This window comes from Pseudolysobacter antarcticus (genome assembly GCF_004168365.1).
Taxonomy (GTDB): domain Bacteria; phylum Pseudomonadota; class Gammaproteobacteria; order Xanthomonadales; family Rhodanobacteraceae; genus Pseudolysobacter; species Pseudolysobacter antarcticus.
Genome location: NZ_CP035704.1, coordinates 331,810 through 356,095, shown reverse-complemented (window position 1 = coordinate 356,095; position 24,286 = coordinate 331,810). Strand labels below are relative to the sequence as shown.

The window sequence follows — 24,286 nt, the reverse complement described above, 5'->3', positions numbered from 1 at the left end:
CGACATCAGGCCTGCGAATTTATCGCGCGCATACCGTAGAAAATCGGAATGCCGAGCAGCACGATGATCAACCCCGGCCAAGTGAAAGTCGGTTTCCAAATCAGCAGTGCCACGCAGATCGCAACAGCAAGCACGATGTACAGCGCGGGCAGGATCGGATAACCAAACGCCTTGTACGGACGATCCACATTCGGCTGTTTTGCACGCAGGATAAAGATGCCGCCAATCGTGAGTATGTAGAAAATCAGCACGACAAAAACCACGTAATCGAGCAGGTCGCCATATTTGCCGGTGAGGCACAACGCCGATGCCCACAGGCACTGGATCCACAGGCCGTAGCCCGGCACGCGATTGGCATTCAAGTTGCCAGCCTTGCGGAAAAACACGCCGTCCTGCGCCATCGTGTAATACACGCGCGCGCCGCTCAACACCAGTCCGTTGACGCAACCGAACGTGGATACCATTACCATCACCGCGATCACCAGCGTGCCGGTACCGCCAAAGATCACGTGCGACGCCGCCACGGCGACTCGATCCGATTCCGCCGAAGCAATCGCCGACATCGGCAACACCGCGAGGTACATCAGGTTGGTCAGCACGTACAACGCGCTGACGATGGCCGTGCCGAGGAACAAACTCAAGCCCACGTTGCGTTTCGGATTTTCGATTTCACCGGCGATGAAGGTGACGCTGTTCCACGCATCGGAAGAGAACAACGCACCGACCATCGACACCGCCAGCGCCGATAACAACGCTACGCCAGTCGTGGAAGCGAGTACGGTTGCGCCTGTAGCATCGCGCGTGCCGCCGATCCACGCATGTTCCCAGTTCGCATCCCACACGCCAGCCTTCGCGCCGAGCAGCAAACCGAAAATCACCAGCGCCGCGAGCGACAGAAGTTTTGCCAGAGTGAATGTGGTCTGCACGATCTTGCCGCCCTTGACGCCGCGGCTGTTCAAATACGTCAGCATCACGATCAGCACGATCGACACGAGTTGCGCCGCGCTGATGTGAAAACTTCCGGCCGCGAACAGGATGTTCTGATCGCCAAGCGCCGGGAAGAGATACGCGGTGAATTTGGCGAACGCGACGCCGACGGCGGCGATCGTGCCGGTCTGGATCACCGCGAAAAACGACCAACCGTAGAGAAACGCGATCAACCGATTATAGGATTCGCGCAGATAGACGTATTGTCCGCCGGCCTGCGGAAACATCGCCGAAAGTTCACCGTAACTGACCGCGCCGATGATCGTCATGAGGCCGCTGATCAGCCACACCAGCAGCAGATTTCCGGCCGAGCCGACAGTGCGCGCGATATCCGCGCTGACGATGAAAATGCCCGATCCGATCATCGAACCCGCCACCAGCATGGTGCCGTCGAGCAGGCCGAGTGAGCGCTTGAATGTCGTGTTTTCGCTTTGCATGTATCCCCGCCCGCTTTGTTGTTTATTGTGGTTTTACGACATACGCGCTTGATTGGCGCATTGGTTTTTGGCGCAGCTCCAGCTTGTGATGCGCGACTATTCTTCGCGCGTCACGCGCAACACTTCTTCCGCCGAGGTCACACCGGCCAGCAGTTTTTTCCAGCCGTCTTCAAGAATGTTGGGCGTGCGCAGGCGTGTGTGTTTTTCGAGATCGGCTTCGGACGCACCCTCGTGGATCAGACGACGCAAGGTTTCGTCGACCGCGACCATTTCGTAGATGCCGGTGCGCCCGCGATAACCGGCGTGGCGTCCGGCCAAACCCGACGCCGGGCGATAAAATTCGACCGGCGCATACCCGGCCTTGCCGAACGCAGCGAGGTCGGCGGCGCTCGGCGTATAGGCTTCCCGAGTGGCTGGATCGAGCACGCGCACCAGCCGCTGCGCAAGTACGCCAACCAAGCTCGACGACAATAGAAATGGCTCGACGCCCATGTCACGCAAACGCGCTACCGCACCGACCGCGGAATTGGTATGCAAGGTCGATAACACCAGATGTCCGGTCAGCGATGCTTGCACCGCGATCTGCGCGGTATCGAGGTCGCGAATTTCGCCGACCATCACCACGTCTGGATCCTGACGCAGGATCGCGCGCAGGCCACGCGCGAAACTCATGTCGACGCGCGTGTTGACCTGGGTCTGGCCGACGCCATCGATGTAATACTCGATCGGATCTTCGACCGTCATGATGTTTCGGCTTTGATCGTTCAGCCGCAGCAACGACGAATACAGCGTTGTACTTTTACCCGAGCCGGTCGGGCCGGTGACGAGCAGAATACCGTGCGGCCGCTCGATCATTTCGGCGAGCAATCCGAGCGTATCCGGGGCCATGCCGAGTTGCGCCAGATCGAGCTTGCCGGCTTGCTTGTCGAGCAGTCGCAGCACAACTCGCTCGCCATGTCCGGCGGGAATCGTCGAGACGCGCACATCGACCGGACGTCCGGCGATTTTCAGCGAGATGCGGCCATCCTGCGGCAGGCGTTTTTCGGCGATGTCGAGCTTAGCCATGACCTTGATGCGACTGACCACGGGCTGCGCCACGCCTTTCTGGGGCGCGAGCACTTCGCGCAGCACGCCGTCGATACGGAAACGCACGACGAGGCGATTTTCGAACGGCTCGATGTGGATATCGGATGCGCCTTCCTTGACCGCTTCGGTCAGCAGCGCGTTGATCAAGCGAATGATTGGTGCATCGTCTTCGGATTCGAGCAGATCCTGCGGTTCGGGCAGCTCGTCGGCGAGCGCCTTGAGATCGAGGTTGTCGTCGAAATCCGCGACCATCGCGCGTGCATCATCGCCTTGTTCGTACAACGAGCGCAGGAGTTTTTCAAACTCCGGCGCGTTGTGCATCTGCAGTTTCAGCGGCGTATTGAGATAACGCCGCAACTCGGCCAACACTTCGGGTTTCACGCCCGTGCGCACGGCGACATCGGCGTGACCTTCGCGCCAGCCGGTCAAGGTGGCGCCGTTGCGACGCGCGAAGCCGAAGCTCGGCCGCGCCGGATGCGCATTGCTCATTACTGCTTACCCTTGGCCTTCGGCACCGGCGGCGCGGGCTGCGATGCGGACGGCTGCATGAGCAGATCGTAGCTGTCCGGAATCAGCGGTTGCTGGTTGCGCGGTGTGAGCGCAGCGGGGTTGTTCTGCATCTGCAATTGTTCGGTGCGAATGTAATTGTATTTTTCGCTCGACACTGCAGCTTCGGTGGCGGCATCGCGCAGGATTTTCGGATGCAGAAAAACCATCAGGCTGCTTTTGGTGCGTGAGTTGCTGCGCGTGCGGAATAGGTTGCCAAGCACCGGAATGTCGGCAAGGCCGGGCACACCTTGCACGCTGTCGGATGCCTGATTGTCGAGCAAGCCGCCGAGCACCAGCAGCGAATTATCGAGGATCAAAACGCTGGTCTGGATCTCGCGTTTGTTGGTAACGATATCCACAGCGCCCTGCACGGGCGGCGCGATATTCGATACTTCCTGATGGATGTCCAGGCGCACCGAATCGCCTTCGTTGATATGCGGCGTGACGGTGAGGGTCAAACCGACATCCTTGCGCTGGATAGTCTGGAAAGGGTTACCGATCTGGCCCGCCGTGGCGCCGCCCGTACTGGCGGTGTTGGTCGTGTAATTGCCGGTAATGAACGGCACTTCCTGCGCGACCTTGATCACAGCTTCCTGGTTATCCAGCGTCAGGATTGACGGCGTCGACAACACATTCGATTTGGCGTCGCCCTTGAGCGCTTGGATCAATGCGCCGAGTTGAATGATCGGTGTGGTACTGCCCGGCAATGTAACGGCGCCGCCGATATATCCGAGATTCAGCCCTTGGCCCAAGTTGGACAGACCGGTCAATCCACCCGCCGTAACGGCGAGAATACCGTTGGCCGCAGTCGTACCGGGCAAATTGGTGCCGCCAATGATCCCCGAGGCGAGATTTCCGTTCTTGTTGGTGCCCGGTGAGAACTGCCATTGCACACCGATTTGGCTCGATGCCTGATCACTAACTTCGGCAATCACGGCCTCGATCAAGACTTGCGGACGGCGAATATCAAGCTGGCGAATCACTGCCTGCAATGCGCGAAACACCGCCGGCGGCGCGCTGATGACCAACGCGTTGGTCGGCTCATGCGCCTGGATCGTGACGTTGTTGGGACCGCCGCCCGAGGATGCGGCCGCACCCGGGGCCGCGCCCGCAGCGGCAATCGGCTTGGAAGAGCCGTCGCCACCGACCGTCGACGCGACGCCTTGCAGGATCGGCACCAGATCCTTGGCGTTGGCGTAATGCAGATACACCACTTGGGTATCGCCGCCATTGTTCAACGGCGTATCTAGGTGCGCGATCAAGGCGCGCAAACGCAGGCGTGCATTTTTGCCGCCGGTCAGCATGATCGAATTGGTGCGTTCGTCGGCGAAAATTTTTGCTTGTTCACCGCTGGCATCGTTGGTTTTATTGTCGGCGAGCTGGGTCATCGTGCGCGCGAGTTCGGCGGCACTTGCATGCGCGAGCGGGATCACTTCGACATCGGTATCGGACACCGTATCGATGCGCTGGATGATGCCGATCAGGCGTTGCACGTTGCCGGCGCGATCCGAGATCACCAGCGAGTTGCTGCTGCCGTGCGCGATGAGCTGGCCGCCTTGCGGCATCAGTGGACGCAGGATCGGCACAAGCTCGGCGGCGGACAAATGTTTGACTGTGACGACTTGCGTGACCAGCTCATCCGGTGCATGTGCATTGCTGCCGTCGAGCGCTGCCGAGCCATCTTGCTGCGCCATCGCCTCGGGCACGATCTTGATCATGCTGCCGGACGGAATCGCAGCAAATCCGTGCACGCGCAATACCGACAAAAATACATCGTAGATTTCATCGGGTTTCATCGGCCGCGCCGACACCACGGTGACTTTGCCCTGCACGTTCGGGCCGAGAATGAAATTCTTGCCGGTAATTTCGCTGACCGTGGCGATCAGCGCCTGGATATCCGCATCCTTGAGATTCAGCGTATGCGTGCCGGGCGGATTCGCCGCGGCAGGCGCGGCCGTGCCGCTCTGTGCCGCTATGACGGGGAACGCGGCAAAAGCGCCGAAGAACAGGATCAGCAAGGCAACGGTGGGAATGCGCATTGTCGCAAGTTCGCTTTATATAAAAGTGGATACGAGGAATTTATGAAGTGGTCTCAAAAACGTAGCGAGCGAAGGAAGTTTGTGTGAGGACGGAGCGGAGGAACCGGAGTGTACTTTCTGTACATGAGGATTCCGAGCACCGCCCTCACGCAAAATTCCGAGCGCAGTAGTTTTTGAGACCGCTTCATTTTAGATTGACGGTTAGCGTTGCAGGCTTGCCCGCGCGCTGCACGCTCACCTGCAGTTGCGTACCGCTTTTTGTATTCGCGAACAATTGCTGGATGCCACCGACATCGCTGACGGCGGTTCCATTGACGGCGGTAATGATATCGCCAGCCTGCAAACCGGCCGATGCAAACATCGCCGTATCGCTGGCATTGGTCAATTGCACGCCGACCATCTTGCCGTTTTCCTGCACCATCTTGACGCGACCAGCAAGGTCGGCTGGATTCTGGATGACCTGCGTGCGCGCCTTGTTCCAGTCGACCGCACCGCCGGCCATGATCGGCGCCTGATAAATCGGCGCAACCGATGGCGTGAAGCCGTTGCCGCCTTTTGCGGCGAGCGGATTGGCGCCCGCCAATGCCGGCACGCCGGGTGCGATCGGCGGCGGCGCGTGCTGCTCGGGGCGCGGCAGTGCAAGCGTTTCCAGCGCACCTTCGTGCGCCAGAATGACATGGTCGGTATACACCTCTTGCAGTTTTGCGCCGCCCGGCAACTCGTCGCCGATGCGATACGATTGTTCGATGCCTTGCTCGTCGGCGATCATCGCCATGCCGGTTTTCGGATCTTCGAGCGCCAGCGTGCCATGCAGATTGAGCTTGAGTGTCGTCGCCGGCGCGTTGCGCACGAGCTGGCTGGCGAGCGACTGCGGATTGCCGAACAGATGCCACTTGGCGACCGATACCGCCGCAGCATTGTTGGCGGCAATCGGTGCTGGTGCGGAGACGCTCGACGCCGACTCGTCGTGGCGCGATAACAGCGTCCAGACGATCTGCGCCATGAGCCACAGACATGCCAAAACCAACAGCGCGCACAAAGCTGACGCCGCCAAGCGTATGAGGCGATCGAACTCGGCGAAGCTCAGGTGATTCAGCATGCGGCGCTATCCGGGTGAGAACAGCGCAAATGTAGCATTTGCCGGGGGTCTAGCGCGCGCTGTACAAAATTTTATCTGCCGCCGCCGGAAGAACTGCCCGCTCCCGGGCCGCTGCGTCCACCCGGTCTGCCGCCACCGCCGCCGCCGGGACGACGGCGTTTCGGTGGCCCGGACGGTTTCTTGCTGACCACACCGATGCCGCTGGCGATCTCGGCATCCGCTGCCGCTTCGGCGGCATTTTCATCGGCATTTTCGGACGGAATCGCATCCGGTCGATGCCGTGGGGGCGGCAATACCAGCAGCGCCGGATCGATCGCGCCGACCGGAATTTTCTGGCCGATGTAAGCTTCGATATCCGGCAACGACATCGCATACAAATCGCACGCAAAACTCACTGCATCACCTTCGGCACCGAGACGCGCGGTACGGCCGATGCGATGCACGTAATCTTCGGCGTCCTGCGGCAGATCGTAATTGAACACATGACTGACGTCGGGCACATGCAGACCGCGCGCGGCAACATCGGTGGCGATCAGCAATTCGATATCGCCGCGCTGAAAACGAGCAAGCAAGGTCTGGCGTTTTTTCTGCGGCACATCACCGGACAAAACACCGACACGAAAACCTTGGCGCTCAAGCCGACGCGACACTTTCTCGGCAGTGATCTTGGTGTTGACGAACACCATGCTGCGCGTCGCGTCCATGCGCGAAACCAGGCTGACCAGCAACGTGAGTTTTTCCTCGGTGGCCGGAAAATATACGATCTGGCGCACGCGGTCGGCGGTGATATTGTCAGTTTCGGCGGTGAGTTTTTCCGGGTTGTTCATGTGCTCGTAAGCGAGTTCGAGCACGCGATAACTCAGCGTGGCCGAGAACAACAAACCTTGGCGGCGCTCGCGCTCGGGCAGACGACGCATGAGGTAACGCACGTCCTTGATGAAACCGAGATCGAACATGCGATCGGCTTCGTCGATCACCATCACTTCAACCGCACGAAACGAAAATACGTGCTGCTTGAAATAATCGATCAGCCGTCCCGGTGTGGCGATGATGATGTCGACGCCGGAGCGCAATTGCTCGCGCTGCTTATCGTAGTCGACGCCGCCGTAAATTAGCGCTGAGCGCAGTCCGGTGGCGCGACCGATGCTCTGGAAATCCTTCTCGATCTGGATCGCCAGCTCGCGTGTCGGCGCGATGATCAGCGCGCGCGGATCCTTATCGCCGCGTTCGGGCAGCGCCGGGCGCGTCAGCAGGCGTTGCATCGTCGAGACCAGAAACGCGGCGGTTTTGCCGGTGCCGGTTTGCGCCTGACCCGCGACATCGTGCCCCGCCAGCGCGACCGGCAAGGTCATCGCCTGGATCGGCGTGCAGCGCGTGAAACCCGCCGCGTGCAAACCTTCGAGCAGGGTGGGATGCAGATCGAAACTTTCAAAAAATATATCGGTAAGCGGTTGTTGTGACATTCGGCTAACTCGGATTGGTTTGTTCACGGCAGACGCTGCCATCGTCCTTTTGTTTCAAGGAGGCGAGCCCGCGCGGACGCGGGTTGGTGCGGTACGCGCATGTGGCAGTAGCAATTCAAAGGTGACGCAACCTTGAAGTGCGATCATCCGGCGAACACAGCACAAACGCAAAAAAATCTTGGGCACGGCGGAGCTTGATTCTGTGCCAGCACAACCCAACTTGCAGTATTCAACGGATTGGGCTGAAATGGCTGCAAGTGAGCACCGGAGGATCGGGCCGCATGCCGCCGTATCACCCAAGTGTAGCCGAACCCGTGATGATCCGCGCGCCGCGCGGCCATCCGCAGCCCCAAGTGGAGAATAACGTGAGCAATGCCATCGCCCATATCAGCGACGATCAATTCGAAGAACAGGTACTGAAATCCAGCGAGCCCGTGCTGGTGGATTTCTGGGCGGAATGGTGTGGTCCGTGCAAGATGATCGCGCCGATTCTCGACGAACTTGCGGCCACGTACGCCGGCAAGCTGAAGATCGCCAAGGTCAATATCGATCACAATCAGAAAACCCCGCGGAACTACAACGTGCGTGGTATCCCGACCCTGTTGATCTTCAAGGATGGCAAGGTCGAGGCGACGCAGATCGGCGCGGTCAGCAAAACCCTGTTGACGCAGTTGATAGACCGCACCATTTCCGCACCATCCAACGCTACGGCGTCGGCCGGATAAGGATCGGTAGCGCAATGCAAGCCGGCATCAGCCACGTCAGCGACCTCGAGTTCGAGCAGCAAGTTGTACAATCCAGTGTGCCGGTGCTGGTCGATTTCTGGGGTGAGTGGTGCGCACCATGCAAGGTGATCGCACCGATGCTTGAAGAGATTGCGCAGACCTACGCAGGTCGGCTGAAAGTGGCCAAGGTCAATATCGACAAAAATCAGCAAACGCCGCGCACTTATCGGGTGCGCGGCGCGCCGACGCTGATGATTTTCAAGAACGGCAAGGTCGAGGCTACCCAGATCGGTGCGTTGAGCAAGACTCAACTCATTCAGCTGATCGAACGCACGTTATGACTTTTTGCTCGCTGCGGCGCACTTTGATCGAGGTACACACTGCGGACAGTGATTTCTGTTCGCGGTGCCTCACGCAACTCACGCCTTTCGCAGACTATGGCATCGCCCCGGCTTATGCTATCTTGTGCGTCGGTCGCTAGACGACTGCGTTTCACAGTGCTAACTTAGTCGAAGCTACAGGGGCGCCAAACAGCCCCGCATCAGTTAGCTCTCCCTCGACTCTTTTCAATCCGCAATTACGGCGCCCATGCGAGGTTTGCCCGTGTCTAATATCGAAAATAAAGAAAGCAACGAATCTGTTGCGCCCGAATCCCATGCTCAGCCAGCACAGAATGTGCAGCCGCCGAGTCCGGTCGTGCGCGAAGGCAATGCCGAATCTGCAGCCAGCGGCGGCGGCGCACCTGAGACGAATTCCGCCTCCGGCGACAATGCCGCGCCGGCAGCGAATCCGCAGGGCCAACCTCGTCCACCGCGTGAAGGCCAAGGCCAGCGCCCGCAACGTCAGCGTCACCCACGCCAACGCAATCGCGAGAATCCTCGTGAAGGTGGCGGTGGCGAGAATGCTGGCGGTGGCGGTGGCGGTGGCCGCAACAATGGCGGCCGTAACAGCATGAGCAACGCCGAGCGCGAGGAAATCGAGAGCGAAAATGCCGAGGCACGCAATACCGGCCCGCTGATCAACCTCACCGAGCTCAAACTCAAGTCCGCATCCGACTTGCTGGCGCTGGCCGATACGCTCGGCATCCAGGAAGGCGTGGCGCGTGCGCGCAAGCAGGATGTGGTGTTCAACATCCTCAAGGCGCATGCCAAGGCCGGCGGCGGCATTTATGGCGAAGGCGTACTGGAAATCCTGCAGGACGGTTTCGGCTTTCTGCGCACGTGGGAATCATCGTATCTCGCCGGTCCCGATGACATCTATGTCTCGCCGTCGCAGATCCGTCGTTTCAATCTGCGCACCGGCGACTTCATCACCGGCCGCATTCGTCCACCGAAAGAAGGCGAGCGCTATTTCGCGCTGCTCAAGGTCGACGACATCAACAACGAGCCGCCGGAAGCGTCGAAGAACAAGATCCTGTTCGAGAATCTTACCGCGCTGTTCCCGCGCAAGCGTTTTCACCTCGAACGCGGCAACGGTTCCACCGAAGACATCACGCCGCGCATCATCGATCTGGTGTCACCGATTGGCAAAGGCCAGCGCGGCCTGATCGTGTCGCCGCCGAAAGCCGGTAAAACGATGATGTTGCAGAACATCGCGACCTCGATTTCGTTGAATCATCCCGATGCGCACCTGATCGTTTTGCTGATCGACGAGCGTCCGGAAGAAGTGACCGAAATGCAGCGCTCGGTGCGCGCCGAAGTCGTGTCATCGACCTTCGACGAACCCGCGACGCGCCACGTACAAGTCGCCGAAATGGTGATCGAACGTGCAAAACGTCTGGTCGAACACAAGCGCGATGTGGTGATCCTGCTCGATTCGATCACACGTCTGGCGCGTGCCTACAACACCGTGGTACCAAGCTCCGGCAAGGTGCTGACCGGCGGTGTGGATGCGAATGCGCTGCAACGCCCGAAACGTTTTTTCGGAGCTGCACGTAACGTCGAGGAAGGTGGCTCGCTGACCATCATCGCCACCGCGCTGGTCGAGACCGGCTCGAAAATGGACGAGGTGATCTACGAGGAATTCAAGGGCACCGGCAACATGGAAGTGCATCTGGATCGTCGTATCGGCGAGAAGCGTGTATACCCGGCGATCAATATCAATCGCTCCGGCACACGTCGTGAGGAGTTGCTGATCGATCCGGATGCGCTGCAGAAAATCTGGATTCTGCGCAAGTTGCTGCATCCGATGGATGAGCTCGCGGCGATGGAATTCATGCTCGACAAGATGAAAAACACCAAGACCAACGACGAGTTCTTCGCTTTCATGAAACGCGGCTAGGAATGCTCCGCGGAGCGCGCGCGTCGGCCTGGCTGGCGCGACGCGTGTTCGCCGACGCTTGTGGCGGTCTGGTCTCGATAAGAGTTATTCGCGGCGCGTCGGCGATTCGCATCGCCCTACTTCGCCTAGTGATATGCGCGCGCCTCAGGTTGCTGATGTTTTCAGCGTCCCGCGCGCTGACGCCAATCCGCACGGCTCTGGCCATAAATATCCACGACCATCTGCTCCAGCGGCGCGGGCAAACGGCTCTCACGTTGGCGCCGCGAGCCGAGTCGCAACGCCAGCGCGATCGAGCCTTGGTTGCGTGGATCGATGCAATGGATCACCTCGTCCCAACCAAGCGCGTCGAACGCCCAGTCGATCGAGGCGATCGCGGCTTCTTCGGCGTAACCGCGGCCACGCGCGTCCCGCGAAAGTGCCCAGCCTACTTCGGTCCCTGGCCATTCGGCCGGCATCCATGGTCCGATCCGACCAAGCCAGCGCCCACTGCTGCGCTCGATTACCGAAAACATGCCGAAGCCCTGCAAAGCCCAAGATCCCGCCATCGTCGCCATGGCGCGCCATGCGCTGGAGCGCGGCTGTGTCCCGCCGAGGAACTCCATAGTGTCGGGTTCGGCCATCATCGCGGCCCAAGGTTCGAGGTCACTCGACTGCGGCTGACGTAATATGAGTCGATCGGTCTGTATCAGCTGAGCGGTTTTCATGCGTCGATCACGCATGCGGCTTTGAGCGCGCCAAGCGTTTCGCGCTGGCGGCCGTCGGCGTCGAAATTCGTCGGCGCGAGCCAGCGCTCGAACGCGGCTTTTAACGCCGGCCATTCACGATCGATAATCGAGTACCACGCTGTGTCGCGGTTGCGGCCCTTGTACACCAGCGCCTGGCGAAAGACCCCTTCGAATCGAAAACCGAGCCGTGAAGCGGCGGCGCGAGACGGTGCGTTTAGGCTGTCGCACTTCCATTCGTAGCGCCGGTAGGCGAGCTTATCAAACGCGTATTGCATCAACAGGAACATCGCTTCGGTCGCGGCCGGCGTGCGCTGCAACTGCGCCGAGAAGTTCAGATGCCCGACTTCGATGCTGCCGTTGCCCGGATCGATGCGCAGATACGACGCCGTGCCGATCGCGCGGCCGTCGGCGTCGGTGATCGCGAAATGCAGCGGATCCCGGCTCAGTTGCAGATCGGCCAGCCGCGCGCTGTAGGCTGCGAACTCCCGCGGCGGTTCGTGCGCGAGGTAAGTCCAGTTGGCGGCGGCGGCTTCGGCGTTAAGTACGCCGAACAAGGCCTCGGCGTGACGCTCCGAATCCAGTGGCTCGAGCCGGCAATACCTGCCGACCAGGCTGATACGCTCCGGTGGGTTGCGCATGGACCATGTCACCGTGTCGCCGATCGACTGGCCGTGTTCGTTGTGCATTTCTGCCATGGTTTTTTCGTCGGATTGGGCTTGGAGGCGCCGATGGCGCGATGACATCATCAACATTACAGCACGAACACGGCGCGGGAAAAGTACCGCTTTTGTCACTGCAACGGAACCGCCGCAGGCGGCCTAGGATTGAGCTCTTGAGTGTAGCGGCAGCCGCGACAATGCGGCGACGCGCTGTTATCGTGCGCGTATGACGCAGCAAAATGAATTGGCGCGCGGCGCTGCAGCGCAGGTGCGCGAAACGGGTTTTGTGTTTCTCGAGGCCGTGCCGATGCGCGCATTGCTGACGCAGTTCGGCGGGCTCGATGACTGGGCAGCCTTCGCCGCGAGCTGGAGTACGCTCGCCCGCGACGAATACATGGCCGACAACGGTCGTTATCGCCGCCGCGCGCACGCGACATATGTGTTCGAAGCGACCACGATCAGACGCGCGGCGCATCAAGCACACTACCAGAGTCGCGACTACAACAGCCTCAACGGCGGCGTTGAGCGCTGGTTTGAGCCGATTGCGCCAGCAATCGGCGACGGGGCCAGCATGCGTACGATCCTGGGCGCGTGCCAGCACTTTTTCGGCACGCTCGCGCCCAACGTGCGCGCCTGGCACGTCGAGACGCATCAATTCCGCATTGAGGCTTCGCGCGATATTGCCGGCTCACCCACCCCCGAAGGCGTGCACCGCGACGGAGTCGACTACGTACTCGTGCTGTTGATTGCACGCGAGAATATCGCCAGCGGTACCACCTCAATCCACGCACTGGATGGCAAGGCACTCGGCAGCTTCACCCTGATACAGCCGCTGGATGCGGCGTTGCTGGATGACGGCCGTGTGTATCACGGCGTGACGGCAGTGCAGGCGCTGGATCCAAGAGAAGCAGCGTATCGGGATGTGCTGGTGGTGACATTGCGACGGACCTGATGGCTGCCTGATCGTCGGATGGCGCATTTCAGTCCGGGATATGAGGCAACAAAAAAGCCCCCCATTGCTGGGAGGCTTTTTTGTTGAATAGGGCCCTGGCAGTGACCTACTCTCGCATGGCTTAAGCCACACTACCATCGGCGCGGGTGCGTTTCACTTCCGAGTTCGAGATGGGATCGGGTGGTACCACACTGCTATGTCCGCCAGGGAGGCGGTCGAGCGAGTCGCAGTTATGCGCCTCACTACATTAGGGACTTGGGACGTAATAAGTTGGTTTGGTTAACTCTTTCGGCACTTACATGCATTTTGAGGCAGAGGCAGCTTGAGGTTATATGATCAAGCCTCACGGATCATTAGTACAGGTTAGCTCGGCATTGCTGCGATACACACCCTGCCTATCAACCTCCTAGTCTAGAAGGTTCCTTTAGGGAGCTTAAAGCTCCGGGAGATCTCATCTTGAGGCGCGCTTCCCGCTTAGATGCTTTCAGCGGTTATCGTTTCCGTATTTAGCTACCCGGCAATGCCACTGGCGTGACAACCGGAACACCAGAGATACGTCCACTCCGGTCCTCTCGTACTAGGAGCAGCCCCTCTCAAATCTCCAACGCCCACGACAGATAGGGACCGAACTGTCTCACGACGTTCTGAACCCAGCTCGCGTACCACTTTAAATGGCGAACAGCCATACCCTTGGGACCGGCTACAGCCCCAGGATGTGATGAGCCGACATCGAGGTGCCAAACACCGCCGTCGATATGAACTCTTGGGCGGTATCAGCCTGTTATCCCCGGAGTACCTTTTATCCGTTGAGCGATGGCCCTTCCATACAGAACCACCGGATCACTATGACCTACTTTCGTACCTGCTTGATCCGTCGATCTCGCAGTCAAGCACGCTTATGCCATTACACACATTGCACGATGTCCGACCGTGCTGAGCGTACCTTCGTGCTCCTCCGTTACTCTTTGGGAGGAGACCGCCCCAGTCAAACTACCCACCATACACGGTCCCTGACCCGGATTACGGGCCTAGGTTAGAACGTCAAGCACTTCAGGGTGGTATTTCAAGGTTGGCTCCATGCAAGCTAGCGCCTGCACTTCAAAGCCTCCCACCTATCCTACACAGAAGAACTCAACGTTCAGTGTAAAGCTATAGTAAAGGTTCACGGGGTCTTTCCGTCTTGCCGCGGGAACGCTGCATCTTCACAGCGATTTCAATTTCACTGAGTCTCGGGTGGAGACAGCGCCGCTGTCGTTACGCCATTCGTGCAGGTCGGAACTTACCCGACAAGGAATTTCGCTACCTTAGGACCGTTATAGTTACGGCCGCCGTTTACTGGGGCTTCGATCAAGAGCTTCGCCTTGCGGCTGACCCCATCAATTAACCTTCCAGCACCGGGCAGGCGTCACACCCTATACGTCCACTTTCGTGTTTGCAGAGTGCTGTGTTTTTGATAAACAGTCGCAGCGGCCTGGTCACTGCGGCCCAAAACTGCTCAGCTACGCATGTAGCCACAGTTCTGGGCGCACCTTCTCCCGAAGTTACGGTGCTATGTTGCCTAGTTCCTTCACCCGAGTTCTCTCAAGCGCCTTGGGATTCTCACCCTGCCTACCTGTGTCGGATTGCGGTACGGTCTGCGTGACCTGAAGCTTAGAGGATTTTCCTGGAAGCGTGGTGTCAGTGACTTCGTCCAATAAGGACTCGTATCAGTGCTCGGCGTATGAACTCCCGGATTTGCCTAAGAGTTCCGCCTACCTCCTTTCCCCAGGACAACCAACGCCTGGTACACCTAACCTTCTCCGTCTCCCCATCGCAGTCACGCGAGGTGCTGGAATATTAACCAGCTTTCCATCGACTACGCATTTCTGCCTCGCCTTAGGGACCGACTTACCCTGCGCCGATGAACGTTGCGCTAGGAAACCTTGGGCTTTCGGCGGGGGGGCTTTTCACCCCCCTTATCGTTACTCATGTCAGCATTCGCACTTCTGATACCTCCAGCAAGCCTTACAACTTGCCTTCGCAGGCGTACAGAACGCTCCTCTACCGCTTATTCTTACGAATAAACCCGTAGCTTCGGTACATGGCTTAGCCCCGTTAAATCTTCCGCGCGGGCCGACTCGACCAGTGAGCTATTACGCTTTCTTTAAAGGGTGGCTGCTTCTAAGCCAACCTCCTGGCTGTTTTAGCCTTCCTACATCGTTTCCCACTGAGCCATGATTTTGGGACCTTAGCTGACGGTCTGGGTTGTTTCCCTTTTCACGACGGACGTTCGCACCCGCCGTGTGTCTCCCGTGCTCGCACGTGCTGGTATTCGGAGTTTGCCATGGGTTGGTAAGTCGTGATGACCCCTAGCCATAACAGTGCTCTACCCCCAGCAGTGATACACGAGGCGCTACCTAAATAGCTTTCGAGGAGAACCAGCTATCTCTGAGTTTGTTTAGCCTTTCACTCCTATCCACAGCTCATCCCCATCTTTTTCAACAGATGTGAGTTCGGGCCTCCAGTGCGTGTTACCGCACCTTCACCCTGGCCATGGATAGATCACTCAGTTTCGGGTCTACGCCGTGCGACTATGCGCCCTATTCAGACTCGGTTTCCCTTCGCCTCCCCTAGACGGTTAAGCTCGCCACACAACGTAAGTCGCTGACCCATTATACAAAAGGTACGCAGTCACTCCACGAAGGAGCTTCCACTGCTTGTACGCATACGGTTTCAGGATCTATTTCACTCCCCTCACCGGGGTTCTTTTCGCCTTTCCCTCACGGTACTGGTTCACTATCGGTCGGTAAGTAGTATTTAGCCTTGGAGGATGGTCCCCCCATGTTCAGACAGGGTTTCACGTGCCCCGCCCTACTCATTTATCATCGACTAAGCCCTTTTGCGTACCGGGCTATCACCGTCTATGGCTGCACTTTCCAGAGCATTCCACTAGAACTTAATCGACTTTTGGGCTAATCCCCGTTCGCTCGTCACTACTTGGGGAATCTCGGTTGATTTCTTTTCCTCGAGGTAATGAGATATTTCAGTTCCCTCGGTTCGCTTCCATACCCTATGTATTCAGATACAGATACCCATTGCTGGGTGGGTTTCCCCATTCGGACATCCCCGGATCAAAGCTTGTTGCCAGCTCCCCGAGGCTTTTCGCAGGCTGCCACGTCCTTCTTCGCCTCTTACCGCCAAGGCATCCACCGTATGCGCTTATTCGCTTGACCATATAACCTCAATCTGCCTCCATGGATTCCTCCATCAAGCCACCTGAAGCTACTGGCCTCATTCGCCTATGCCTCAAAACGACACGTAAGCAGCTCGTTAGAGCCCCAAACGCTTATTACGTCCCAAGTTGTCAAAGAGCACGGACAGACTTCAACGTCTGTCCGTATAAAAATTCTTTAGTATGCGCTATCAATCCAGAGTGTCTTTCAGATGGTGGGTCTGGGAGGACTCGAACCACCGACCTCGCCCTTATCAGGGGCGCGCTCTAACCACCTGAGCTACAGACCCATCGTTACTTGCTACGTGCCTATATCTCAGCCGGCGCGATCGCCGGGTGGTGGAGCCAGTCGGGATCGAACCGACGACCCCCTGCTTGCAAAGCAGGTGCTCTCCCAGCTGAGCTATGGCCCCATTTAGGGGACGAATCGCTCCGCGCTAACGGATTCGACTCTGGATTGCAGGTGTCTTGTGTGGGCGCCTTGAAGCGGCGTGTCATACTCGAAAGGAGGTGATCCAGCCGCACCTTCCGATACGGCTACCTTGTTACGACTTCACCCCAGTCATCGGCCACACCGTGGCAAGCGCCCTCCCGAAGGTTAAGCTACCTGCTTCTGGTGCAACAGACTCCCATGGTGTGACGGGCGGTGTGTACAAGGCCCGGGAACGTATTCACCGCGACAATGCTGATTCGCGATTACTAGCGATTCCGACTTCACGGAGTCGAGTTGCAGACTCCGATCCGGACTGAGATCGGCTTTCTGGGATTGGCTCCACCTCGCGGTATTGCAACCCTCTGTACCGACCATTGTAGTACGTGTGTAGCCCTGGCCGTAAGGGCCATGATGACTTGACGTCATCCCCACCTTCCTCCGGTTTGTCACCGGCAGTCTCCTTAGAGTTCCCACCATTACGTGCTGGCAACTAAGGACAAGGGTTGCGCTCGTTGCGGGACTTAACCCAACATCTCACGACACGAGCTGACGACAGCCATGCAGCACCTGTCTCACGGTTCCCGAAGGCACCAAACCATCTCTGGTAAGTTCCGTGGATGTCAAGGCCAGGTAAGGTTCTTCGCGTTGCATCGAATTAAACCACATACTCCACCGCTTGTGCGGGCCCCCGTCAATTCCTTTGAGTTTCAGTCTTGCGACCGTACTCCCCAGGCGGCCGACTTAACGCGTTAGCTTCGACACTGAGAGGCGAGTTCCTCCCAACGTCCAGTCGGCATCGTTTAGGGCGTGGACTACCAGGGTATCTAATCCTGTTTGCTCCCCACGCTTTCGTGCCTCAGTGTCAGTTCTGATCCAGGTAGCCGCCTTCGCCACTGATGTTCCTCCAGATCTCTACGCATTTCACCGCTACACCTGGAATTCCACTACCCTCTATCGAACTCTAGCTTGCCAGTATCGGATGCCATTCCCAGGTTGAGCCCGGGCTTTCACATTCGACTTAACAAGCCACCTACGCACGCTTTACGCCCAGTAATTCCGAGTAACGCTTGCACCCTTCGTATTACCGCGGCTGCTGGCACGAAGTTAGCCGGTGCTTATTCCCCAGGTACCGTCAGTTCGCCAAAGTATTAATCCGGCGCGTTTCGTTCCTGGTAAAAGTGCTTTACAACCCGAAGGCCTTCTTCACACACGCGGCATTGCTGGATCAGGGTTGCCCCCATTGTCCAATATTCCCCACTGCTGCCTCCCGTAGGAGTCTGGGCCGTGTCTCAGTCCCAGTGTGGCTGATCATCCTCTCAGACCAGCTACGGATCGTCGCCTTGGTGGGCTCTTACCCCGCCAACTAGCTAATCCGACATAGGCTCATCCATCGCGCGAGGCCTTGCGGTCCCCCGCTTTCACCTCTCGGTCGTATGCGGTATTAGCGTAAGTTTCCCTACGTTATCCCCACGATAGGGCAGATTCCTATGTATTCCTCACCCGTCCGCCACTCGTCAGCACCCTTGCGGGCCTGTTACCGTTCGACTTGCATGTGTTAGGCATGCCGCCAGCGTTCACTCTGAGCCAGGATCAAACTCTTCAGTTGAACTTACTGGTTCCGAAGAACCAAACTTTTAGAGAGTGACCCCAAGCTGTTTTTTGATTACTCAATTTAAGGCTTGGGACGCTCTTGCTTTTTTTCTCGATGGACATCGTCCACTGCAAGGCGCCCACACAATTCACCTGCGCATACTGTCAAAGAACTTTTCGACTTCAGCGAACCGCGTTTCCGCTATTCGCACCCGAAACATTTCGTCCCAGGGAGCCGCACATCATACACCCAAATCACGCTTCGTCAACACCCTGTTTCGCAAATTTCGCAACCCAGGTTCCAACCAAACGCTCATCAATCTCCCCCTACAAATCGCGCCGACTCAACCCGCCTTCGACGCCGCTCCTCTGCAGGGCCGCGCATACTAGCGGACACGCTTTCGTTTGCATAGAAATATTTTCGTAAAACGAAATTCCTATGCGGCGATCAGGCGAACACGCGCAAATCCACGCTTGCCGAGCTGCAACAAATGCTCCGCGCCGGCTGCAAACATACGCTCGCGATCTTCGACGACCTCGCCATCCACGCGCACTGCGCGCTCGCTAATTTTGCGTGTCGCTTCCGATGTACTCGGCGCCAGCCCCGCGGCCTTGAGCAAAGCGCCAAGCCGCAGACCTTCCACGGGCACACCAATATCCTGCGCGACGATATCCTGCGGTACGCCACCGCCTTGCACCACCTCATGCCAATGTTGCACGGATGCCGTCGCGGCGGCTTGATCATGGAACCGCGCCACCAGCTCCGCCGCCAGATCCATCTTGCAATCGCGCGGATTGAGCTGGCCGCCAGCGACCTCGGCACGCATGCGCTGGATATCCGCTGTGGATTTCGCAAACGACAACAGCTCGAAATAGCGCCACATCAGATCGTCTGACAAACGCATCGTCTTGCCGAAGATCTCATTCGCCGGCTCATTGATGCCGATATAGTTGCCGAGTGACTTGGACATCTTGTTGACACCATCCAGGCCTTCGAGCAACGGCATGGTCAACACGATCTGCGGCGGCTGGCCAACGTCCTCCTGCAATTGCCGGCCAACCAGGAGGTTGAATTTCTGATCGGTGCCACCGAGTTCGACATCTGCTTTCAGCGCGACCGAATCGTAGCCTTGCACCAGCGGATACAAGAATTCGTGGATTGCGATCGGCAGGCCGCCCTTGTAGCGTTTGTCGAAATCGTCGCGCTCGAGCATGCGCGCTACCGTGTGTTTGGCCGCGAGCTTGATCATGTCCGCCGCCGTCATCGCACCGAACCACTCCGAGTTGAAACGGATCTCGGTGCGTTCGCGATCCAGCACCTTGTATACCTGCGCCTCATAGGTGCGCGCGTTGGCGGCGATCTCCTCGGGCGTAAGCGGCTTGCGCGTGACGTTCTTGCCGGTCGGATCACCGATCATGCCGGTGAAGTCGCCGATCAGAAAAATCACCTGATGACCGAGCTCTTGGAATTGGCGCATCTTGTTGAGCAACACGGTATGACCGAGGTGCAGATCCGGTGCGGTCGGATCGAATCCAGCCTTGATGCGCAGCGGGCGGCCGAGCTTGAGGCGCGCGAGCAGATCTTCGTGCTTGATGATTTCTTCCGCACCGCGACCGATCAGGTCGAGCGCATTCTGTAGTTCGGTCATGTCTACCTCGTTGACGCGGATACACACCCGATCTTGCGGGCGCATCCGACGTGGGTGTAAATCGAAAGAAAGCGGTTTTCGACCGCGGCTGACGTTAATTATTCGTTAGTCGGCCACATCATGCAAACCCTTGTGGCGCCTTGCGTTGACGGCTGTCGAACCGACCGCTATGGTACGCCCCGACTAGCCGGATTTCGATAACGTGACCGAACAGACTGCTCGCAACGCGAACGCACGACGCAATGCAAGACGGCTCGCCCTGCGGCGCCGTGCGCAACGCGGCCACTTCCGTTTTTACTCGCACTGGTCGGCATGGACGTTTTTGCAGAACGTCGCGACCGCACCGATCTCGTGGCGCCGTGAGCACTGGATTCTCGGCGGCGCCGCCATCGTATTGTGTGTCTTGATCGGCATCGTGATGCCGAATTGGGCCAGCGCCATGCGCCAGCCGCCGCCGGATGCGGGCAGTCGATTGACCGTGAACCTGCCGTTGCCACCCGCGCTGGAAAACCCGATCGATGCAACGGCCTCGACGATAGAAGCAGATTCGCACAACTGGCGTGTCTTCAGCGTGCAATCCGGGCAGAACGCGTCCGACATCTTCCAGAAAGCCGGCGTCGATGCCACCGCGCTGCAGACCGTGCTCGAAAATCGCGACAACGCCAGCGCGTTGCGCAATATCCATCCGGGCGACGAATTCGCGTTTGATACAACGACCGACGGCCATGTCAGCGCAGTGCGATTCGATCGCGACGATCACACCCGGGTCACTGTGAGCCTTGGTAGCAACGCCGGGCAGCAGCAGATTCTGAATCGGCCGCTGGAACGCCGCACTCATATCGGCCACGGCGTGATCACGCGTTCGTTGTTCGAGGCCGGTGAGCAAGCCGGACTCAGCGATGCGATGGTGCTCAAGCTCGCCGATGCACTCGGCTACGATATCGATTTCCTGCGTGGCCTGCGCGAAGGCGACAGCTTCAGCGTGGTCTACGACGACATGTATCGCGAAGGCGACCGTCTGCGCGACGGCGACATCATCGCCGCGACGTTCACCAATCAAGGCAAGCGTTATTCGGCGATTCGCTACACCGATAGCGAAGGCAACACCATGTATTACAGCGAAGACGGTCGCCCGCTGCGCAAGACCTTCCTGCTCACACCGGTCGCATTCACACGAATTTCCTCGATGTTCTCGACCGGTCGCATGCATCCAATTCTTGGCTACATGCGCGCGCATCAAGGTGTCGACTACGCCGCGCCAATCGGTACGCCGGTGCGCGCCGCCGGTGATGCCAAGGTTGCATTCCGCGGCTGGCAAAACGGTTACGGCAATGTGGTCGTGCTGCAGCACGGCGGCCACTACAGCACGCTATACGGTCACATGTCGCGCTTCGGCAGCATCGCAGTCGGCCAGCATGTGAGCCAAGGCCAGACTATCGGTTTTGTCGGCATGACCGGCCTTGCCACCGGCCCGCACCTGCATTACGAATTTCGCATCGATGGGCAACATCGCGATCCGCTCACGGTGACCTTGCCGAAAGCCGAACCGCTGCCAAACAGCGAACTCGCACGTTTCCGTCTGCAAAGCCAACCAATGATCGCGCGCCTGCACACGCTGGAATCGACGCAGCGCTTGGCATCCGCCAAATAATTCGCTAGCTCCGGAAAGCTGAATGTCCGCGTTGTATCTCGGTCTGATTTCCGGCACCAGCGCGGATGCCATCGATGCGGCACTGGTCAGCTTCGAGCCGATCATTCAATTGCGCGCCAGCCTCGCGTATCCGTATCCACCTGAGTTGCGAGAGCAGATTCTGCGGCTCGCGCAAGGCGATGGCCGCATCTCACTGGATGAGCTTGGCGAACTCGATGGACGCATCGCGTGCGCGTTCGCCGCGGCAGCGAATGAATTGTTGCGCAAGGCCAACGTGCCAGCCGGCGCGGTTCGCGCGATCGGCTCGCACGGACAAACACTGCGTCACCGGCCATTGTTGGCGCAGCCGTATACATTGCAGTTGGGGGATCCGAATCTGATTGCCGAACACACCGGCATCACCACCGTCGCCGATTTTCGCCGTCGCGACATGGCTGCGGGTGGTCATGGTGCGCCGCTCGCCCCGGCATTTCATGCTGCAATGCTCACGCCAAGCACCACGCCGCGGGTCGTTCTCAATCTCGGCGGCATCGCCAACATCACGATTCTTCCGGGCAACCCACTCGCGAGCAATCAGCACGCGCCCCTGCTGGGATTCGATACCGGCCCGGCGAGCTGCCTGCTCGATGCTTGGGTCGAGCAGCATCTCGGCCAACCTTACGATAGCGATGGCGCATTTGCTTCTTCAGGCAAGGTTGATATTGAGTTGCTTGCACGACTCAAATCCGATCCATACTTCGCCGCACCACCACCCAAAAGTACCGGGCGCGAAGTGTTTCATCTGACGTGGCTGCAAAGCCATTTGCATGGATTAGCTATCGCCCCGAACAATGTGCAGGCCACACTCCTCGCACTCGCCGCGGAAACCATCGCCGATGCGATCCGCGCATACGCCGCCGATACGCGCGAAGTTTTCGTTTGTGGTGGCGGCGTGCACAATGCGCGATTGCTGCAGGCGCTTGCGAACTCGCTGGCGCCGGTTAGCGTCGACAGTGTGGCGACTCTTGGAGTCGATCCGGATTTCGTCGAAGCCATGCTGTTTGCATGGCTAGCGCGCGAGCGCATCGAAGCGCGGCCCGTATCGAACATCGACACCGTTACCGGCGCGCGCGGGCCGCGTTTGCTCGGAGGAATCTATTCCTGAGCGTGGTTGGTACCGTTGCGGGACCAACGCAAGCAGTCTGCAAAACTAGTTGTGCGTTTCTTCCAGCGAGGGCGGTGCGTAGCTTTTCCGCTTGATGGTTAAACTGCCCAGATCGGAAAATGTAGACAATTGTCGTGCCTCATAGCCAGATGTGTATGCACCCGTCACCAAACCGGTTGACCACACTGTGGTCTGACTTTTACCGGCGACGGTGAGATTGTCTTTGCCCAGCCAGACGTCATCCGCAACGATCAGCAAATACGCCGGTTGCCGACCCGCATCGTTCAAGAACACAGACATCGAAAAATCGGTGCCACGCTTTGTAAACTTCTCGAACGGATAGCGCGATTGCTCGATGAAATCTTTATCGAGCACGCTGATCAGCGGCGCCAGCGTGACCTCGCCGCGACCGGAGGAGCTGATCAGGATTTCCGCGGGAATCGAAACTTCCGCCAACGAAAGCAGCAGCGCAGGTCGCCTGGTGTTTTGCGCATCACGCAGACATACGCTGCTCGAATCAAACACGAATACTGCCGGGCTGTCGTTTTTATCCGGTGGTGGAATCGAACGTGGTTGCAGCGCGGATATTGCGTCGACGCACGCCGTCGTTGTCGTATAACGAACCACACCAGTGCGTGCAGGTTGGGCCACGCAACCTGGCAACGTTGCACTCATGAGCAACGTCCATGCGATGAAACCGAGACGCACCTGCGGCAACATCAATATTGCTTGGCCAGCTCGTCAGCAGTGCTTTCAAGCGCCTTGCGCAAACCATCGAGCGCCTTGGCACCAGACGCCTGCAGCGCGTTGAATTCGGGATAGGTATAGGCCGGATCCGCATTGATGGTGATGGCCGACTGGCTGTTGGGGAAAACCGGGTTGTAGATGATCTGATCGACCATCAGCGCAGTCTTGCCATCACGGCTCACCAGCTTCGCCGAGAGTGCCACGGTCGGACGATACGGCGCACTGTCGCTGCTGCCGGCGGAAGCGTAACCGACATAACGAATCGCCAGATCGAGTTGCGCCTCGGCATTCGCATCGGCGGCATAACTTTGACGGTAACCCCACTTGTCGCGCGATGCAGGTTTTTTCGCATCTTCGAGAATGGAAGTCGGCCACACCAGCTCATAGCCCTTAGCGGCCATCGCTTGAGTGAGACGTTCCCGGAATATTGCGACGTGATCGAAATTTCCCTGTCTGACTTGAGCTTCGATCCAGTTGCGTTTCGGCGCCATGTTCGCTTCCGCGATCGCCAGACCGATCAAACCAAAGCTGTAGCCCGGATTGTTGAGAATATCCAGCCCGACTTCCGAGTTCGGCATCGGCAATATGTCGATACGCTTGATCGTCGTATTTGCCTCGCGGTTGTAGGCCTGCTTCGGCGGCGCCGAAACACACGCCGCAAGCATCGAAACAAGAGCCAACAAACAACCCGCGCGCATGAAGCCCGCAATAGATATTTTTTTCAACCCGAATCCCCTGATGATATTCGTGCCACGCAACAGCACCGACAAACCGGCGCGAGATTACATGGAAATAATTACGACAAGCAACACTAATCGGCGATTTTAGCGAATACGCGCGCCGACACGAGCAAACATCAT

At 58.5% G+C, this 24,286-nt stretch carries 15 protein-coding genes, 2 tRNA genes, 3 rRNA genes, 1 other RNA gene and 1 pseudogene; 6 read left to right on the top strand and 16 right to left on the bottom strand.

Annotation, left to right across the window (positions count from 1 at the left end; translation table 11 throughout):
- Nucleotides 1-5: 5 nt before the first annotated feature.
- The 6 genes and pseudogenes from ELE36_RS01555 to ELE36_RS01530 form a co-directional block, all read right to left on the bottom strand.
- Entirely contained in the window at nt 6-1,424 is a 1,419-nt protein-coding gene (locus ELE36_RS01555) for an APC family permease (RefSeq protein WP_129831420.1), read from the bottom strand.
- Nucleotides 1,425-1,520: 96 nt separating this feature from the next.
- Nucleotides 1,521-2,999, bottom strand: coding sequence for a type II secretion system ATPase GspE (gene gspE, locus ELE36_RS01550; RefSeq protein ID WP_129831419.1), 1,479 nt, complete (start codon nt 2,997-2,999; stop codon nt 1,521-1,523).
- On the bottom strand, nt 2,999-5,098 hold the full coding sequence (gspD, locus tag ELE36_RS01545) for a type II secretion system secretin GspD (protein WP_129831418.1): 2,100 nt from the start codon (nt 5,096-5,098) through the stop codon (nt 2,999-3,001). Before gspD ends, gspE begins: the two co-directional genes overlap by 1 nt.
- 49 nt (nt 5,099-5,147) lie before the next feature.
- Nucleotides 5,148-5,223: non-coding RNA, sX9 sRNA (locus ELE36_RS01540), on the bottom strand.
- Between the two features lie 59 nt (nt 5,224-5,282).
- Nucleotides 5,283-6,197 (bottom strand): type II secretion system protein GspC, encoded by a 915-nt coding sequence (gene gspC, locus ELE36_RS01535; protein WP_129831417.1) that lies wholly within the window; start codon nt 6,195-6,197, stop codon nt 5,283-5,285.
- 77 nt (nt 6,198-6,274) lie between these two features.
- Nucleotides 6,275-7,660, bottom strand: a pseudogene (locus tag ELE36_RS01530) (DEAD/DEAH box helicase); the annotation flags it as partial.
- Nucleotides 7,661-8,025: 365 nt separating this feature from the next.
- On the opposite strand from ELE36_RS01530, the gene trxA (ELE36_RS01525) reads away from it, so the two are divergent.
- From trxA (ELE36_RS01525) to rho, 3 genes are all read left to right on the top strand, one after another.
- On the top strand, nt 8,026-8,385 hold the full coding sequence (trxA, locus tag ELE36_RS01525) for a thioredoxin TrxA (RefSeq protein ID WP_129836545.1): 360 nt from the start codon (nt 8,026-8,028) through the stop codon (nt 8,383-8,385).
- 14 nt (nt 8,386-8,399) lie between these two features.
- Nucleotides 8,400-8,726, top strand: coding sequence for a thioredoxin (trxA, locus tag ELE36_RS01520; protein ID WP_129831415.1), 327 nt, complete (start codon nt 8,400-8,402; stop codon nt 8,724-8,726).
- Nucleotides 8,727-8,988: 262 nt separating this feature from the next.
- Nucleotides 8,989-10,665 carry a transcription termination factor Rho gene (gene rho, locus ELE36_RS01515; RefSeq protein ID WP_242512332.1) on the top strand — a complete coding sequence of 559 codons (1,677 nt, stop codon included), beginning with the start codon at nt 8,989-8,991 and terminating at the stop codon, nt 10,663-10,665.
- Nucleotides 10,666-10,826: 161 nt separating this feature from the next.
- Here rho and ELE36_RS01510 read toward each other — a convergent pair whose 3' ends face one another.
- On the bottom strand, nt 10,827-11,369 hold the full coding sequence (locus tag ELE36_RS01510) for a GNAT family N-acetyltransferase (protein ID WP_129831413.1): 543 nt from the start codon (nt 11,367-11,369) through the stop codon (nt 10,827-10,829).
- Entirely contained in the window at nt 11,366-12,085 is a 720-nt protein-coding gene (locus tag ELE36_RS01505) for a GNAT family N-acetyltransferase (RefSeq protein WP_129831412.1), read from the bottom strand. Before ELE36_RS01505 ends, ELE36_RS01510 begins: the two co-directional genes overlap by 4 nt.
- 190 nt (nt 12,086-12,275) lie before the next feature.
- Here ELE36_RS01505 and ELE36_RS01500 point away from each other — a divergent pair, with 190 nt between their 5' ends.
- Nucleotides 12,276-13,001, top strand: coding sequence for a 2OG-Fe dioxygenase family protein (locus ELE36_RS01500; RefSeq protein ID WP_129831411.1), 726 nt, complete (start codon nt 12,276-12,278; stop codon nt 12,999-13,001).
- A gap of 93 nt (nt 13,002-13,094) precedes the next feature.
- Here the strand turns inward: ELE36_RS01500 and rrf are convergent.
- The 6 genes from rrf to tyrS form a co-directional block, all read right to left on the bottom strand.
- Nucleotides 13,095-13,209 (bottom strand): 5S ribosomal RNA (gene rrf, locus ELE36_RS01495).
- A gap of 124 nt (nt 13,210-13,333) precedes the next feature.
- Nucleotides 13,334-16,213: ribosomal RNA gene (locus ELE36_RS01490) — 23S ribosomal RNA — on the bottom strand.
- A gap of 212 nt (nt 16,214-16,425) precedes the next feature.
- Nucleotides 16,426-16,502: transfer RNA gene (locus ELE36_RS01485), tRNA-Ile, on the bottom strand.
- A 47-nt stretch (nt 16,503-16,549) separates the two neighbouring features.
- Nucleotides 16,550-16,625: transfer RNA gene (locus ELE36_RS01480), tRNA-Ala, on the bottom strand.
- A gap of 90 nt (nt 16,626-16,715) precedes the next feature.
- Nucleotides 16,716-18,251 (bottom strand): 16S ribosomal RNA (locus ELE36_RS01475).
- Together the 16S, 23S and 5S rRNA genes with 2 tRNA genes alongside form the textbook arrangement of a ribosomal RNA operon.
- Nucleotides 18,252-18,672: 421 nt before the next feature.
- Nucleotides 18,673-19,884: a tyrosine--tRNA ligase gene (gene tyrS / locus ELE36_RS01470; protein WP_129831410.1), complete on the bottom strand. Its 1,212-nt coding sequence runs from the start codon at nt 19,882-19,884 to the stop codon at nt 18,673-18,675.
- 202 nt (nt 19,885-20,086) lie between these two features.
- On the opposite strand from tyrS, the gene ELE36_RS01465 reads away from it, so the two are divergent.
- Together ELE36_RS01465 and ELE36_RS01460 are read left to right on the top strand one after the other, a co-directional pair.
- Nucleotides 20,087-21,535 (top strand): peptidoglycan DD-metalloendopeptidase family protein, encoded by a 1,449-nt coding sequence (locus ELE36_RS01465; protein ID WP_129831409.1) that lies wholly within the window; start codon nt 20,087-20,089, stop codon nt 21,533-21,535.
- A gap of 22 nt (nt 21,536-21,557) precedes the next feature.
- The gene (locus ELE36_RS01460; protein ID WP_129831408.1) at nt 21,558-22,679 is read left to right on the top strand and encodes an anhydro-N-acetylmuramic acid kinase; all 1,122 of its coding nucleotides are present in this window, start codon (nt 21,558-21,560) and stop codon (nt 22,677-22,679) included.
- A gap of 45 nt (nt 22,680-22,724) precedes the next feature.
- On the opposite strand, the gene ELE36_RS01455 is transcribed toward ELE36_RS01460, so the two are convergent.
- Nucleotides 22,725-23,399 (bottom strand): hypothetical protein, encoded by a 675-nt coding sequence (locus tag ELE36_RS01455; protein WP_129831407.1) that lies wholly within the window; start codon nt 23,397-23,399, stop codon nt 22,725-22,727.
- On the bottom strand, nt 23,399-24,151 hold the full coding sequence (locus ELE36_RS01450) for a class III extradiol ring-cleavage dioxygenase family protein (RefSeq protein ID WP_129831406.1): 753 nt from the start codon (nt 24,149-24,151) through the stop codon (nt 23,399-23,401). The genes ELE36_RS01455 and ELE36_RS01450 overlap by 1 nt, the downstream gene beginning before the upstream one ends.
- Between the last annotated feature and the right edge of the window lie 135 nt (nt 24,152-24,286).

Coding starts and splice junctions, on each gene's coding strand:
- gspD (WP_129831418.1), bottom strand. CDS start 5,098: ATGCGCATTCCCACCGTTGCCTTGCTGATCCTGTTCTTCGGCGCTTTT.
- gspC (WP_129831417.1), bottom strand. CDS start 6,197: ATGCTGAATCACCTGAGCTTCGCCGAGTTCGATCGCCTCATACGCTTG.
- tyrS (WP_129831410.1), bottom strand. CDS start 19,884: ATGACCGAACTACAGAATGCGCTCGACCTGATCGGTCGCGGTGCGGAA.
- ELE36_RS01460 (WP_129831408.1), top strand. CDS start 21,558: ATGTCCGCGTTGTATCTCGGTCTGATTTCCGGCACCAGCGCGGATGCC.
- trxA (WP_129831415.1), top strand. CDS start 8,400: ATGCAAGCCGGCATCAGCCACGTCAGCGACCTCGAGTTCGAGCAGCAA.
- ELE36_RS01505 (WP_129831412.1), bottom strand. CDS start 12,085: ATGGCAGAAATGCACAACGAACACGGCCAGTCGATCGGCGACACGGTG.
- ELE36_RS01555 (WP_129831420.1), bottom strand. CDS start 1,424: ATGCAAAGCGAAAACACGACATTCAAGCGCTCACTCGGCCTGCTCGAC.
- gspE (WP_129831419.1), bottom strand. CDS start 2,999: ATGAGCAATGCGCATCCGGCGCGGCCGAGCTTCGGCTTCGCGCGTCGC.
- ELE36_RS01455 (WP_129831407.1), bottom strand. CDS start 23,399: ATGTTGCCGCAGGTGCGTCTCGGTTTCATCGCATGGACGTTGCTCATG.
- ELE36_RS01510 (WP_129831413.1), bottom strand. CDS start 11,369: ATGAAAACCGCTCAGCTGATACAGACCGATCGACTCATATTACGTCAG.
- ELE36_RS01500 (WP_129831411.1), top strand. CDS start 12,276: ATGACGCAGCAAAATGAATTGGCGCGCGGCGCTGCAGCGCAGGTGCGC.